Genomic DNA, 14,271 nt, shown 5'->3' on the forward strand with positions numbered 1-14,271 from the left:
TCGATAGCATTGGCCAAAGGACAACACACTTACCGAATACCCACCCACCACCTACCATGCCACGCGAAGGATATCAAGAACAACTCGAGGATTTGCGCGAGGACGTCCTCTACATGAGTGAGGTCGTCCACGACCGCCTCCAGCTCGGACTGGATGCACTTGAAACGAAAGACGAGGATCTCGCCCGCGAGGTCATCGACGGCGATGAGGAAATCAACCAGCTCTATCTCGATCTCGAGCGGGAGTGTGTCAACCTGCTCGCGCTCCAGCAACCGGTCGCCGGCGATCTGCGCTTTATCGCTGCCTCCTTCAAGATCATCACCGACCTCGAACGGGTCGCCGATCTCGCCGTCAACCTCGGCGAATACGCCCTCGAAGCCGAACAGGACATGTACCCCGACGTCGACGTCCAGACGATCGGCGAAGAAGTCGTCGAGATGAACGAACAAGCAATGGACGCCTACGCCGAGGAAGACACCGACCTCTGCTACGCGATCGGCGACCGCGACGACGAGGTCGACATGATGTGTCAGGACGCCTCCGATACGGTGATGCGGAACCTCATCGAACGGGAGATCGACGCCGACACCAGCGAGGCGGAAGTCGAATCCCTCATGCGTGACGTCTCCCGCCTTCTCCTGACGGTCAGGGACCTCGAACGCGTCGGCGACCACGCCGTCAACATCGCCGCCCGCACGCTGTATATGGTTGACAACGACGACGCCCTTATCTACTAAACCACCTTTTTACTTCGGCGGGTTCGCGAGCGAACCCGCCTCGCAAAAAGCTGGACCAAAAACATCCGCGAGTCGCGCTCTTCGAGCGCGCTCGCGGCGAAACGCGGCGCGGTACGCCGCGTATGCTCTCTTGTTACGGTTCTTTCTGCAGCATCGCGGTGTACCGCCCGGCGTCACCCTCCCAGGTTTCGGTCCGCGTCCAGATCGTCTCTTCGAGGACTGTATCCATCTCGGTCGGCGAAACGAGCAAATAGTCGAACCACGGCGTCGCGTGGGTCTTGTAACGCGTGCGCATCCTGATCGCGCCGGGGAAGCGACCGCGGTCGCGGTTTTTGGCATGATACTTCAGGTGGTCGGGGTCGTCAGTCTCGTGCACGTCCCGACTCTGGGCCAGAATCTGTCCGTCGTCGGTCGTGACTGTCGCGAGGGCGTCGAGAACGTCGGGTGCGGTCTCGGCGGTCCCAACCAGGCCGAAGTTGATGCCGAGCATGAGCACCGTCTCGAACGCGTCGGCGGCGAACGTCTCAGCGACCGCGGCGACGTCGCACTGTTCGACGTTCTCGACACCGCGATCGCGACTGACGGCGACGGCACCCGGCGAGACGTCGATCCCGGTCACGTCGTGGCCCTGTTCCTGAGCGTACAGTGCGTGTCGGCCGGCACCACAGCCAACGTCCAGGACCGCACCGCGCAGGTACTCGACGGCAGTCTGCTCGTCTTCGCCCCAGTCCTCGTATTCGTCAAAGTAGATCGCAGGTCCTCCAGACGGCGCGACGTGCCCGTCGTCGCGCTCGACGATCTCGAAGCCGTCGCCGGACTCGTGGTAGTCACGAATCGCCTGGCCATAGGCGTCGTCTGCTGGCTCCATACGCCAGCGCAGGGTGGCAACGTCAAAAGGACGGCGGGAGGGCCGCGGATCGGATAGCCGACCGTCGACAACACTTTCAACAGTCTCAATCGCCAATCCGGAGTGAACCGTGTCGGGGGAGCGACTCGGCCTGGCCGAGAGCGTCGCGATGGCACTGGGCGGCATGATCGGCGGCGGGATCTACGCCGTGCTGGGCGTCGTCGCGGGGATCACCGGCCCCGCGATCTGGCTGGCCTTCCTCGTCGCCGGAGTCGTCGCGCTGTCGGCGGGCTACGCGTACAACGCACTCAACCGGATCGCCGACGGAACGGGTGGCTCGGTCACGTTCGTGCAGTCGTTCGTCGGGTCGAGTACGCTCGCGGGGATGATCGGGTGGACGCTGCTGGTCGGCTACGTCGGCTCCATGGCGATGTACGCCTTCGCCTTCGGGGAGTTCGCCGCGGCCTTCGGCGTCGTCCCCGAGTCCATGGCCGGGATCAGCGCGCGGCCGGCTATCTCCGTGCTCGCCGTGGCGGGGTTCGTCGGTCTGAACGTCCTGGGTGCGAAGACGACGGGGACAGCGGAGAACGTCCTGGTCGCGGCGAAGGTGGCGATACTGCTCGCGTTTGGCGCACTCGGCGTGGGCTACGTCTTCGGCGCCGCCCCCGGGACGACCCTGTCGACGGGGCTGGCCTCGATCGACGGGTTCGGCCCGATCATGGCCGCGGCGATCTCCTTCGTCGCCTTCCAGGGGTGGCAACTGCTGTTCTACGACCAGGATACCATCGCCGATCCCGTCGGGACCGTCCGAAGGGCCGTCTACATCTCGATCCCGGTCGCCGTGGCGATCTACGTCCTCGTGGGCGTCGTGACCGTCGCCCTCGTCCCGGAGGCGATCAATAGTCACCCACACGTGGCGCTGAAGGACGCCGCCGAGCGGGCGATAAGTCCCTACGGACTCGCCGGCCTGGGCGGGACCGTCCTCGCGCTATCGGCGCTGTTCTCGACGGGGAGCGCGATCAACGCGACGCTGTTCTCGACGGCCCACTTCGCGAAGGGGATGCTCCGGGAGGACCTGTTGCCGGACGCGATCGGTCGCGCTGACGCGGACGGCGTCCCGACGCGAACGGTACTCGTCCTCGGCGCGATCACGGCGACGTTCGCCGTGGTCGGGAGCCTCGACGCCATCACCGCCTTCGCGTCGCTATCCTTTATCGTGGTCTTCGGAGCGATGTGTTATCTCGCACTGGGCGAACGCGACCGCGAAGGAGTCCATCCGATCCCGCCGCTGGTGGGTCTGATCGGCACGGTCGCGTTCTTCCCGCTGATGCTGTGGCACCTGGCCCGTAGCGAACCCGGGACGTTCGGGACCGTAGTCGCCGTCGCACTCGGCGTCCTGGTCGTCGAGGTGGGGTACTTCGAGCGAGACTGGATCGTGCGTGAGATCGACGCGGCCGAGGAGGCTGCGCTGGGCGAGGACGAGTCGTTGCCGTCGGACTCGTAGTGGCTGGCTGTCTCAGACGTCTTCGACGCCCGCCATCCCGCCGTCCGTGATCTGGAAGCGTGCGGTATCGCCAGTCGCCTTCGCGTGGTGTTTCTCCAGTGTCGCACGGCGCTTGCCGCCGCGAAAGCGGTCCAGACTGAGGATTACGGACGACCAGTGGTTGAGCGTGTGGCCACCCAGCGCGCGAATCTGGTCACTCTCGGGATCGGAAAACACCTGGTTGGTAAACGCGACAGCGAGATCGTGTTTTCGGGCCAGGCTGAGCAAGTGCGTGATCTGGCGGGCAACGGCACGCAACGCTTCGCCTTCGGCCTGTTCGGTCCGCTCTAAACGATAAAAGCCCGTCGCGCTATCGAGGACGATCAGATCCACTTGCTCGCCGAACTCCTCGGCGTCACGGACCGCTTCCTGCTGTTCTTCGAATGTGTGGGCGTCGGTGAGGATGATCCGCGAGGCGAGATCCTCGATGTCGCCGCGAGCGTCGGCCAATTGCTGCATGCGATCGATCGAGACGCCCTCGGTGTCGAGATACAGCGCCGACTCCCCTGCCGCCGCCGTCTCGACGGCTGCCCCCAGCGCAAGGTTCGTCTTCCCGGCTGCCGGCTGGCCGTAAATCTGCGTGACGGCACCGCGTTCGAGGCCGCCGCCAAGCAGGTCGTCGACAGCGTCACAGCCGGTCGAAATCGGGTCGCTCACTGATCGGACGTACTGGCGGTCGGTGCAAAAACCCCGCGGATCGACGGTCACTAGCCAGGGACTGGGACTGACACAACCAGTTACTGTTCGTCGACATCACGAGTGCCGTTTGTACCGGAAACGTACCGTTCGAAACGCTCCCGAATGTGTTCGGAATCATCGAGATCCGTCCGGGCACAGTGGATCGGCGGCCGCCACCAGCCACGTCGCCGGACAACGAGTATCGTCTCGGTTTCTTCGACAGCCACAATTCGATCCCAGCAGTCCAGTCGCCGGATCACGGATCTGGTCCGCTCAAGTCCCGACGGCCTGATCCGGTAGGTCCAGGGTTGTCCCAGGACCGCCACGGCCGGACCGAGGACGTACGCAATGCCACCGGAGACTGTGACAATGGTTCCGCCGGGAATCAAGTGGACAAAGACGGTACCGGATCCGAAGACGATCATCGCCAGTCCGATCGCCACGGTACTGATCCGCCACCGTCGGGGCCACCCAGCCTCCCACTCGCAGTCGACCGGTTCGTCAGCGACAATCGCGTTGACGTACCGCGTCCGGGACATCTCCGCCAGCAGGAGGCCGAGCAAGCCCCCGAACAGCACGGCAATGTAGGCGGCCAGCACTGCCGTCTCGAAGGGGAATGCGCCCAACTCGCCACCGACGAGATATCCGCCCGCTGTGACACAAGCCACCGCGGCGAACGCCCACCGGCGAGAGGTCCGCCCCAGTCGCTCGGGCAGTCCCGTTACCCGACGAACGACAATTGCAGTCCCGATCGTAGTCGCGGTGACAATAGCGAGAAACGCGACGTACATTGCCGCCGCGCTCTCGATCCCAGACTGGACGACGAAGGCGAGAGCCGCCGGGGTTATCAGCGCAGCTACGTAGAGTCCCCCGACGAGGGCGTACGTCACGTCGACGCGCCCCACGAGTTCACCACCGGACGCAGCCCCCGGGCCTGACCGCGGGGATTCAGAGCGACCGAACAGTCCCATGACAGACACTTCTCGGGAGCAGTTTTATCAATTTCGTCAATTGATATGATATCTCGTAGTGGTGGTGGCCCGGCGACTGACGGAGCTACTAAGCGGCCCCACCGACAACGAGAGACTGTGATCGTCGTCGCCACCGAAGACTTCGAACTGTACCACGGCGTGGTCACCGAGCTGCGCGACCGCGGCGTGACATTCACGACGATCGAGCCCGACGAGGCGCTGCCTGAGCGGACCGAGGCCGTCGTCGTGGGTCCCGACGACACGATCGACGTGCCGGCTGAGGTGACACTCGTCGAAGCCGATCCAGCGGACCCGCGTCGGGCCGTCGAGGATCTGCTGGCAATCACGCGGGGAACGAGCGGTCGGGTGATCGTCGGCGTCGATCCAGGCGAAAAGCCCGGCATCGCCGTCCTCACCGGCGACGTGGTGATCGCGGCGTTCCAGGTGCCCGCCGAGCAGGTCGCTGACGTGATTCGCCGGGAAATCGAGGATGCGACGGACCCGCTCGTTCGGATCGGCGACGGCGCGCGCCTGGTCGGGTCACAGATCGTCGATGATCTCGAAAATGTCCCCGTCGAAGTGGTCGACGAAACTGGCACGACGCCGTATCTCGGCACAGGTGGGCGCGGAATGGGTGACGTGCTCGCGGCGGTCAACATCGCCCGGATCGAGGGCGAGCGCGTCGACTCGATCGACATCGAACCGACGGCCGGCGAACTCGAACGGATCAAAGAACGCTCACGAGAGGCTGGCGATGACAACTGGGCGATCGACGAGACGCTTGCCCGAGAGGTCGCCGCCGGCGAGTTGACGATCGAGGAAGCACTGGCCGAGCATCGCGACCGGGAGTGAGCCTGCCGATACCGAAATCAGTTAGTGACCGGTGGGTAGACAGACGACCATGAGTGATGCCCCCGCAATCGAAACCGACTCCCTCCGGAAGGAATACGGCACGGAAGTTGCCGTCCGCGATCTCGATCTGACGGTCCCGGGCGGCGAGGTGTTCGGCTTCCTCGGTCCGAACGGTGCCGGCAAGACCTCGACGATCCGCATACTGACGACGCTCCAGGAGCCGACAGCCGGGACGGCAACTATCGCCGGGGAGTCGATCCAGCGCCGTGAGCGCGTGACACCACACATCGGTTATCTGCCCGAGGAACCGCCCGTCTATCCCGAGTTGACCGGCCGGGAGAACCTCACGTATATTGCCGGCCTACGCGATATCGACGCTGGCGAGCGAATCGAGACGCTGCTGGACCGGTTCGGGCTAGCGGACGATGCCAATCGCGCCGTCGCCGGGTACTCCAAGGGGATGAAACAGAAACTCGGCCTGATCGGGGCACTGGTCCACGAACCTGCGGTCCTGTTCCTGGACGAGCCGACAGCCGGGCTCGATCCCCGGGCGGCCCGGACGGTCAAGGATACGATCGCCGAGGCGGCCGACGGGGGCATGACAGTCTTCCTCTCGACGCACATCCTCCCCGTCGTCGAAGAGTTGGGTGACCGGGTCGGCGTGCTGCAGGACGGTCGGCTTGTCGCCGAGGGGCCGCCTGACGAGCTGGGCGATCGGATCGGCGAGGATGCCGATCTTGAGGACGTGTTCCTGAACGTGACCCGGTCGCGCGCGAACGTCGCGACGACGGAATCATGACCCGCGATCGAGCACACTGGCTGAGGGCCGCCCGCCTGGTTGCCCGCACCGAGACCAGACGGACGTGGCGACGGCTGGGCACGTCGGGCCAGAACAACCTGATCGCCGGCGTGGCAGTCGGGATCGTCTACGGCCTGTTCGGCAGCCTCGGGGCGTTCTTCCTGGGGTCGGTCGTGGTCGAAGACGGACTGGGATCGATGACGCAGCCCCGCCTTGGCGCACTGGGGGTGCTGGTGCTCGGCACGTTCCTGGCCGCCCAGCGGGCTGTCAAGAAAACCGGCGACCTCGACGCGCCCGGGGCCGTGCTGACGGCGACGACACCCGCTGCCGTCGCCGTGGGATTGCTCGGCGCGGAGTTCGCCCGCGCGCTCCTCTTCCTGGGGCTGCCCGCCGCGGTGATCGTCCTCGCGTGGGGCCTCGGAACGGGGAGTCCGCTCGCGGCAGCGATGCTGGCAGTGACTGCTCTCTGTGTACTCGCGGTCGTTCTGACCGTGGGGTTCGCCCTCGGCATGGCGTTCAGACGGATCACGATGCGATCGGCGTTCGTCACGCGTCACCGCGGGAAGCTCGGCGTCGTGGGGACGTTCGTCGCCTTCGGTGGCTACATGTTCTTTCTGGAGGGGCACGCACTGTCGCGTGCGATTATCGACCCCCTCCTTGCGCTCCCCCCGGCCTGGCTGGGTGACCTCGCGCTCGCCGGGACGCCGAACGTCAGCCCCGGATTCGGCCCCCTCATCGGGGCTATTAGCGTCGTGCTCGTTGGCATTCCGGTCGGCACAGTGGCCGGGTCCACGATGGCGCGACGCGTCTGGTTCGGCGAGCGGGTCCGCCCGGAGCGATCCGACGCCACCGTCGGCGGCGTCGACTTGCTGGGTTGGCTGCCCAATGGGCACCTGACAATCACGACACGCGCGGTGGTCCGCAAGTTAGTCCTGCGTGCCCGGCGATCGCCGTTCATCGTGCAGTACGGCCTGTTCCCGTACTTCGTGCTCGCGATGTTTGGCGTGCAGTTCGCCATCCAGGGCGGAGCGATTCCGTCGTGGCTGACTCACGGCATGACAGCGGCGGGCGTCATCGCGACCGGGTCGATGTTCACCCTGAACCCGATCGGCGACGAAGAGGGGGTGCTCCCGATCACACTCACGGCCGGCGTTGACCCCCGTGAGTTCCTGTCGGGGCTCATCGTCGCCGGCTGGCTCGTCGGCATTCCGGCGACCCTGCTCGGCACCGTCGTCGTCGGCATCCTCCTTGGCACCCCAGTCATGACGATCTTTGGCCTCGTCATCGTGGGGTGCGGACTGGCCCTCGGCGCGCCGGGGATCGCGCTGGCCGCCGGGATCGTCTTCCCGTCCATCGAGACCCAATCCATCCCCGGCGGCAAACAGACGGTCGAACCGAGTACGTTCGCGTTCGCCGGGTTCGCCATCGTGATCGGCGTCGCGATGCTCCCCGTCCTACTCGCCGTGGTGACAGCATCCGGCGAGGGCGTCATCCTCGGCGGTGCCCTGGCGAGTTGCGTTCTGTCCTGGGTCTTGGGCCGGTTGGGCTTCAAGTACACCCTTTCCCGCTTCGATGGGTACGTTCCCGACCCCGACCTGCTGTAAGCCTCACTCGCCGACCGCCCGCTCGGCCCGTCTGAGAATCTCTCTAACTGGCCGACCGGTTTCGCGAGCGATCGATAGGGCGTCGTCGTATTCAGCGCTTGCATCCAGCCAGTCGCCCTCGCTGTCGGTGGCGACCTTGACGTCGATAGCGAAGGCTTCGCTGTCGATCTCGATCTCGACGACTCGGGTCTCCCGTTCGGCCACCCAGCGATGGCCGGCACCGTGTTCGCGGACACCGAGCGTCCCCGTCTCCGCAGCGAGTTTCCGGGCCACACGATCGGCGTCCGCCGGCTTGACGATCACTTTCACGAGGTGGCCAGGCCGGGCTTTCTTCATGGTCGCTGGAAGGATAGACACGTCGCGGGCACCCACCTCGGTCAGCGTCTCCTGGAGGCCGCCCAGCACCTCCGGACTCGCGTCATCGACGTTCGTCTCCAGGACGGTGATCTCATCCCGCCGGAGCCGGCCGGCGGTTTCGCCGCGCAAAACGCGCAGCGCATTCGCGCGTTCGTCCAGAGCGTATCCGCCAGCTCCATAGCCGACCGCCGTCACATCCATCGACGGCAAGGTGTCGACACCTTCGGCAACCTCGGCGAGGATGGCCGCACCGGTCGGCGTCAAAAGTTCGCGCTCGACGGGCCCACCCTGGATCGCCCAGTCGGCGTCGGCCGCGATCTCGACCACGGCCGGCGCGGGCACGCCCGTCGTGCCGTGGCTCATCGCCACCTCGCCGCCCCCAGTCGACAGCGGCGTCGTGAGCACGCGGTCGGGATCGAGATCGTCCAGGAGGAGCGTCACGCCGACCACGTCCGCGATGGCGTCGTCGGCACCGACCTCGTGGAAGTGCGTCGTCGCGAGGTCGGTGCCATGGACGCTGGCTTCCGCCCGACCCAGGCGCTCGAAGATCGCGAGTGCGCCTTCCGTGACCGCGTCCGGGAGGTCCATCGATTCGACGATCTCGACAACCTCAGCGTAGGACCGGGTCGGCCCATGTCCTTCCGTCCGCGGGCCGTGTTCGTGACCAGCGCGGCGATCGTCGGCATCTGTTCCGTGTTCGTGAGTCCCCCTCTGGGCGTCAGTGGTGGTGTCGTGCTCGTGGTCTTCGTCCGGGTGAGACCCGTTTGCGTGCCCGCCGCGATAGCGGACCTCGACCGCTGTTCCCTCGATCCCACCAGTCAAAGCCCGTTCGCTGACGTACTCGACATCCAGCGCGTTCTCGACAGGTGCGAGGGTCAACGGATCTGCGCCGACATCTATCAGTGTCGCCAAGAGCATGTCGCCGCTGGCCCCCATCGAACCGTCGAACGCGAGCGTGTGCATACCCCGAAAACGACTGTCGGCGAAGAAAAGTCCGCGGGTGTCGCACCTCCCAAAGGCAATCCCCCCTGGGGGTAGCAAAAAGCATATCTCTCGGGATGCCCGAGTGTGACACACTCCACGCCTATGAACGAAGTCCAACTAGAGGTCGCGAAAGCCTACCCGAATGACTCGGGAAGAGGAATCGCGCGCCTCGATCCCGATACCCTGCTCCACCTGAAGCTCTCCCCCGGCGACATCATCGAGATCGAAGGTGCCGAGACGACCGCCGCAAAGGTCTGGCGTGCCGACCGCCAGGACTGGAACACCGACACGGTCCGCATCGACGGGTTCACGCGCCAGAACGCCGACGTGGGGATCGGCGAACGCGTCGAAATCCGCAAGGCCGAAGCCGAGAAGGCCGACTCGCTGGTGTTGGCCCCGCCCGAAGAAGCCAGCGTCCAGTTCGGCTCGGACGCCGCTGGCATGGTCAAACGCCAGATTTTGAAACGGCCGGTCGTCGAACGCGACATCGTGCCCGTCATGTCCTCGACGAACCACCCGTTCATGCGCTCGCCAGGCCAGGCGATCCCGCTGATCGCCGTCGAAACCGAGCCAGAGGGCGTCGTGCTGATCACCGAGGACACCGACGTCGAGTTGCGCGAGGAACCCATTTCGGGCTACGAGAAGACCGGCGGCGGAATTACCTACGAGGACATCGGCGGCCTGGAAAAGGAGATCCAGCGCGTCCGCGAGATGGTCGAACTGCCGATGAAACACCCACAGATCTTCAAGAAACTGGGGATCGAACCGCCAAGCGGCGTCCTCCTGCATGGCCCGCCCGGAACGGGCAAGACGCTGCTGGCCAAAGCCGTCGCCAACGAGACCTCCGCGAACTTCTTCTCTATTGCCGGCCCGGAAATCATCTCGAAGTACTACGGGGAAAGCGAACAGCAGTTGCGGGAAATCTTCGAGGACGCGACCGAGGACGCCCCCTCGATCATCTTCATCGACGAACTCGACTCGATCGCACCCAAACGTGAGGACGTCACCGGCGAGGTCGAGCGCCGGGTCGTCGCCCAGTTGCTGACGATGATGGACGGTCTGGAATCGCGCGGACAGGTCGTCGTCATCGCCGCAACCAATCGCGTCGATTCGGTCGATCCCGCACTCCGGCGGCCGGGTCGTTTCGATCGGGAGATCGAGATCGGCGTCCCCGACGAGACCGGCCGGGAGGAGATTCTCCAGATTCACACCCGCGGGATGCCCCTCAGCGACGACGTGAACCTGGGCCGGATGGCCGAGGACACGCACGGATTCGTGGGGGCAGACATCGAATCCCTGACGAAGGAAGCGGCGATGAAGGCCCTGCGGCGGTACCTTCCCGAGATCGACTTAGACGAGGAGGATGTCCCACCGAGTCTGATCGATCGGATGATCATCAAGCGTGACGATTTCAAGGGGGCCTTGAACGAGGTCTCGCCCTCGGCGATGCGGGAGGTGCTCGTCGAATTACCGAAAGTCTCCTGGGACCACGTTGGCGGCCTCGAAACGGCCAAAAACGAGGTGCAAGAGTCCGTCGAGTGGCCCATGTCCAGTCCGGAGAAGTTCACGCGCATGGGCGTCTCTCCACCGAGCGGCGTCCTCCTCTACGGGCCACCGGGGACTGGCAAGACCCTGATGGCCAAGGCCGTCGCCAACGAGACCGACGCCAACTTCATCTCCGTGCGCGGCCCGCAGTTGCTCAGCAAGTGGGTCGGCGAGAGTGAGAAAGCCATCCGCCAGACGTTCCGGAAGGCCAAACAGGTCGCCCCAACGGTCGTGTTCTTCGACGAACTCGACTCACTGGCCCCCGGTCGTGGCGGCCAGGGGTCGGGGTCGAACGTTTCCGAACGCGTCGTCAACCAGTTGCTGACCGAGATGGACGGCCTCGAAGACATGGAAGAGGTGATGATCATCGGCGCGACCAACCGCCCAGACATGATCGACCCCGCCCTCATCCGCTCGGGTCGGTTCGACCGACTCGTCTACATCGGCGAACCCGACGTCGAGGGGCGCGAGGAGATCCTGCGGATCCACACTGACGACTCGCCACTCTCACCGGACGTCTCCCTGCGCGAACTCGCCGAGATCACCGAGGGCTACGTCGGCAGCGACCTCGAATCGATCGGTCGCGAGGCCGCGATTCGCGCCCTCCGGGAAAACGAGGACGCCGAAGAGATCGGCATGAGTCACTTCCGGGCCGCACTCGAGGAGGTCCGCCCGACGGTCACCGACGACATCCGAGAGTACTTCGAGCAGATGGCAGACGAGTTCAAAGGCGGCGGTCCGGAACCTGAGCAGCGCCGTGGCTCCGGTCGGATCGGCTTCCAATAGAGACGACCTTTTTCGAGTTCGGGTGGACCCACTTCGTTCGTCCACCACTCACTCCAAAAAGCTCGACCAAAAAAGCCGCCGTCGCGGGACACAGTCCCGCTCCGGCGGAGAGTCGCGGACCGATTCGTGGTTCCACCGCTCACCATATCGAAATCGCGAGGCGACTCGCTCCACGCGCCAGACGCTATCGATCCGTCACCGAGCCGTTTCACTCCGTGACGGGAATCTTGACGACAAAGACCGCGCCCCTGGGCTCGTTATCGTCGACGTGAATCTGGCCGTCATACCGATCGAGGAGCGTTTCGACGAGGTACAGCCCGAGACCCGTCCCCTCGTTGTCGAGTCTGGTCTCTCCCTGTTCGAAGATCCTGGACTTGTGTTCGTCGGGAATACCGGGGCCGTCATCGGCGACGCGAATCACGGCGTCGCCGTCTTCTATGGTCGCCGAGACGACCACTTCGGGACGGTCGTTGTCGTTGTGGCGGACCGCGTTGCTCAGGAGGTTCCGAAACACCGCTTCCAGCATGTCGTCGGCGCAGACCTCGACGGCCGGTATCGATCCGCCCGACCTAATCCGTGCGTGTTCGTGTTTGGATCCGACATCCGCGATCTCGGTTTCGAGTACGCTCCGGAGTGCTACCGGGTGGAGATCAGTGCCGGACTGGAGCATGATTTCGGTCACTTCTCTGGCCGTGTCGGTTATCTCGACGGCGTCTCGGGCAGCGTCGAGGATCCGGTCGGCATCCCGCCCGTGTTCGTCGCTCGCCTGCAACGACTCCGCATAGCCGGTCACGACCTGCAATTCGTTGCGGATGTCGTGGCGGACGATCTCATTGAGCACTTTCAGGTTGTCCCGCTGGGACTCGAGTCGTCGCTCGGACTCCTTGCGTGCGGTGATGTCTATCGCCGTCAGATAGACTCTCGAATGATTCTCCGCGTATATCTCGGGCACTTTTACGTCGAGAATCTCGTCGATCCGATCGCCATCGAGCGTCTCAGCGACGGTCTGGACTCGGAAGTGAGACTCACCGCTGGCGAGCCGGGCCCAGATTTCCGCGTTTGCCTCGTAGGCTTCCGCTGTGAAGATCCCGTCGAGGTTGTCTATCAGTTCCGCCTTCGACGCCGCCCCGTACCGCTCGAGACCTTCCTTCGAGACGTCGATCACGTCGATCTTCTCCAGGATCGTCTGCATCTCCTCCGGGTGTTCTTTGAGGTACCGCTCGACGTCAGTCGCCTCCTCCGGGAGCGATTCGATATGCGCCGTGACGGCGGAGAAGTCCTCGACCCAGATGACTGCCGGGTTCGATTCGAAGAGTGAACGATATCGTTGTTCACTCTCTTGGAGTGCTCGCTCACGTCGTTTGCGCTCGTCGATGTCGATGTGAATACCGGTGGCACGGAGCGCAGTCCCGTTCTCGTCACGTTCGACGACCCGCCCGATACTTCGCATCCACTTGTAGTCCCCGTCGGCGGTCCGCAACCGATATTCGACGTCCTGATATCCGGCGTCGTCTCCGATCTTGGTTTCGAACTCCGCCGTGACTTCCTGGCGGTCGTCGGGATGGATACGTCGCTTCCACGCACCGTAGTGCTGATCGATCTCGTCGAACGAATGACCGAGCATCCCAGCCCACTGTTCGTTGAACTCCACCTCGTCCGTCCGCAGGTTCCAGTCCCACACCCCCAGGTTCGCCCCCTCGACCGCCAGTTCGAGGCGTTCCGAGAGGCGTTGCATCCGCCGTTCGTTCTCTCTGCGTTCGGTGATATCCCGTGTGACACCGACGATTCCGTGGACGGATTCGTCGATCGCCACGGGAGTGAGACGATACTCCAAGACTGCGTGTCCGTGGTCCGGAAACTCGGCCTCGATCTCGCCGTGTACCGATTCTCGATCGCCGTCGAGCAACGCCTGATACGGATCGTTGTCGTGTTGCTCACGGACAAGTGATACCAGCGTGCTCGGCTCCCCTTCGAGTTCGTCCGTCGTCGTCCCATACCATTCGGCCACGCGATCGTTGACGACGTCGAAGTGGCCGTCCTCGTCGTAGATACACGCACCCTCCAGCATCGAGTCGATGACGTGCTCGTAGCGTTGCAACGCCTCGGTACGTTTCCCGAGCGTCTTCCGTGATCGATGCGACTCGACGGCGTTCGTAATGTGGGTGGCCAGTACAGCGTACTGCTCGGTCCCGGTCTCCTTCCTGAGGTAGGTGGTCACGCCTGCTTCGATCGCCTCACTGGCCACCTCCTCGGATCCTTTCCCCGTGAATAGAACGAACGGGAGATCGGGATACTCCGCTCGGACCGCCTCGAGAAACGCGATGCCGTCCGCTCCGGGCATCGCGTAGTCGGAGACGATACAGTCGACGTCGGTGTCATCGAGTGCCTCCAGCGCCTCGCTTGCACTCCTCGCGGACCGCACGGAGAGCCGCTCGTCCTCGCGTTCGAGGTACTCACCGACTAACTCAGTCAGAGCCGGCTCGTCGTCAACGTGGAGGACGGAGATATCGTTTCGCTCTCCCCGAACCATACCTAGCTCTGTCGATGCCGACGTTTATATCTGCGTGT

At 64.5% G+C, this 14,271-nt stretch carries 11 protein-coding genes; 6 read left to right on the plus strand and 5 right to left on the minus strand.

Annotated elements, in window-relative coordinates; translation table 11 throughout:
• Window positions 1–56: 56 nt before the first annotated feature.
• The gene (phoU, locus tag HZR20_RS02145) at window positions 57–737 is read left to right on the plus strand and encodes a phosphate signaling complex protein PhoU (RefSeq protein WP_181684953.1); all 681 of its coding nucleotides are present in this window, start codon (window positions 57–59) and stop codon (window positions 735–737) included.
• A 133-nt stretch (window positions 738–870) separates the two neighbouring features.
• Here phoU and HZR20_RS02150 read toward each other — a convergent pair whose 3' ends face one another.
• A complete protein-coding gene (locus HZR20_RS02150) occupies window positions 871–1,605 on the minus strand; it encodes a class I SAM-dependent methyltransferase (RefSeq protein ID WP_181684954.1) in 735 nt (244 codons plus the stop codon).
• 109 nt (window positions 1,606–1,714) lie between these two features.
• On the opposite strand from HZR20_RS02150, the gene HZR20_RS02155 reads away from it, so the two are divergent.
• On the plus strand, window positions 1,715–3,088 hold the full coding sequence (locus HZR20_RS02155; RefSeq protein ID WP_181684955.1) for an APC family permease: 1,374 nt from the start codon (window positions 1,715–1,717) through the stop codon (window positions 3,086–3,088).
• Between the two features lie 12 nt (window positions 3,089–3,100).
• On the opposite strand, the gene radB is transcribed toward HZR20_RS02155, so the two are convergent.
• Both radB and HZR20_RS02165 read right to left on the minus strand, forming a co-directional pair.
• On the minus strand, window positions 3,101–3,784 hold the full coding sequence (gene radB, locus HZR20_RS02160; RefSeq protein WP_181684956.1) for a DNA repair and recombination protein RadB: 684 nt from the start codon (window positions 3,782–3,784) through the stop codon (window positions 3,101–3,103).
• Between the two features lie 80 nt (window positions 3,785–3,864).
• Window positions 3,865–4,776, minus strand: a complete 912-nt coding sequence (locus tag HZR20_RS02165; RefSeq protein ID WP_181684957.1) for a hypothetical protein — start codon at window positions 4,774–4,776, stop codon at window positions 3,865–3,867.
• A gap of 117 nt (window positions 4,777–4,893) precedes the next feature.
• Between HZR20_RS02165 and HZR20_RS02170 the strand changes: the two genes are divergently transcribed.
• From HZR20_RS02170 to HZR20_RS02180, 3 genes are read left to right on the plus strand one after another with little or no spacing between them, the layout of a single operon-like run.
• A complete protein-coding gene (locus HZR20_RS02170) occupies window positions 4,894–5,628 on the plus strand; it encodes a hypothetical protein (protein WP_181685065.1) in 735 nt (244 codons plus the stop codon).
• 49 nt (window positions 5,629–5,677) lie between these two features.
• Window positions 5,678–6,427, plus strand: a complete 750-nt coding sequence (locus HZR20_RS02175; protein WP_181684958.1) for an ABC transporter ATP-binding protein — start codon at window positions 5,678–5,680, stop codon at window positions 6,425–6,427.
• Window positions 6,424–8,031 carry a hypothetical protein gene (locus HZR20_RS02180; RefSeq protein ID WP_181684959.1) on the plus strand — a complete coding sequence of 536 codons (1,608 nt, stop codon included), beginning with the start codon at window positions 6,424–6,426 and terminating at the stop codon, window positions 8,029–8,031. Before HZR20_RS02175 ends, HZR20_RS02180 begins: the two co-directional genes overlap by 4 nt.
• 3 nt (window positions 8,032–8,034) lie before the next feature.
• Here the strand turns inward: HZR20_RS02180 and larC are convergent, their stop codons facing one another.
• Window positions 8,035–9,351, minus strand: coding sequence for a nickel pincer cofactor biosynthesis protein LarC (gene larC, locus HZR20_RS02185; RefSeq protein WP_181684960.1), 1,317 nt, complete (start codon window positions 9,349–9,351; stop codon window positions 8,035–8,037).
• A gap of 123 nt (window positions 9,352–9,474) precedes the next feature.
• Between larC and HZR20_RS02190 the strand changes: the two genes are divergently transcribed.
• Window positions 9,475–11,703, plus strand: coding sequence for a CDC48 family AAA ATPase (locus HZR20_RS02190; protein ID WP_181684961.1), 2,229 nt, complete (start codon window positions 9,475–9,477; stop codon window positions 11,701–11,703).
• Window positions 11,704–11,911: 208 nt separating this feature from the next.
• Here the strand turns inward: HZR20_RS02190 and HZR20_RS02195 are convergent, their stop codons facing one another.
• Entirely contained in the window at window positions 11,912–14,233 is a 2,322-nt protein-coding gene (locus tag HZR20_RS02195) for a PAS domain S-box protein (protein WP_181684962.1), read from the minus strand.
• Window positions 14,234–14,271 lie beyond the last annotated feature (38 nt).

It is taken from the genome of Halorhabdus salina (assembly GCF_013839425.1).
GTDB classification, from domain to species: Archaea; Halobacteriota; Halobacteria; order Halobacteriales; family Haloarculaceae; genus Halorhabdus; species Halorhabdus salina.

Coding starts and splice junctions, on each gene's coding strand:
- phoU (WP_181684953.1), top strand. CDS start 57: ATGCCACGCGAAGGATATCAAGAACAACTCGAGGATTTGCGCGAGGAC.
- HZR20_RS02150 (WP_181684954.1), bottom strand. CDS start 1,605: ATGGAGCCAGCAGACGACGCCTATGGCCAGGCGATTCGTGACTACCAC.
- HZR20_RS02165 (WP_181684957.1), bottom strand. CDS start 4,776: ATGGGACTGTTCGGTCGCTCTGAATCCCCGCGGTCAGGCCCGGGGGCT.
- HZR20_RS02175 (WP_181684958.1), top strand. CDS start 5,678: ATGAGTGATGCCCCCGCAATCGAAACCGACTCCCTCCGGAAGGAATAC.
- HZR20_RS02180 (WP_181684959.1), top strand. CDS start 6,424: ATGACCCGCGATCGAGCACACTGGCTGAGGGCCGCCCGCCTGGTTGCC.
- larC (WP_181684960.1), bottom strand. CDS start 9,351: ATGCACACGCTCGCGTTCGACGGTTCGATGGGGGCCAGCGGCGACATG.
- HZR20_RS02190 (WP_181684961.1), top strand. CDS start 9,475: ATGAACGAAGTCCAACTAGAGGTCGCGAAAGCCTACCCGAATGACTCG.
- HZR20_RS02195 (WP_181684962.1), bottom strand. CDS start 14,233: ATGGTTCGGGGAGAGCGAAACGATATCTCCGTCCTCCACGTTGACGAC.